Genomic DNA, 315 nt, shown 5'->3' with positions numbered 1-315 from the left:
CCCCCCCCCCCCCCCCCCCCCCCCCCCCCCCCCCCCCCCCCCCCCCCCCCCCCCCCCCCCCCCCCCCCCCCCCCCCCCCCCCCCCCCCCCCCCCCCCCCCCCCCCCCCCCTTTTTTAATGATACGGCCACCACCGAGATCTACACTGTTCGCATTTCGTCGGCAGCGTCAGATGTGTATAAGAGACAGGGACGGAGCCGCCTGCCACACGAGTCGGATGACCCGGCTGCTGCCGGCAACGGCTGCCTTCGCTATGCTCGAACCATGTCCCAAGCCACCATCGCCCCCCTCGCCGAATCCTCTCTTGCCCTTGCAT

General features: G+C 73.0%; 1 protein-coding gene. It reads left to right on the top strand.

Annotation, left to right across the window (positions count from 1 at the left end; all coding sequences use genetic code 11):
* Positions 1-315, top strand: a 315-nt coding sequence (locus JHD82_RS29410) for a hypothetical protein (protein WP_199140446.1), incomplete at both ends; no start/stop codon positions are given.

The organism is Delftia sp. ASV31, from assembly GCF_016428765.1.
Taxonomy (GTDB): Bacteria; Pseudomonadota; Gammaproteobacteria; order Burkholderiales; family Burkholderiaceae_C; genus Comamonas; species Comamonas acidovorans.
Note: the sequence above shows the minus strand (reverse complement) of the source record. Positions and strands in the feature narration are given on the sequence as shown.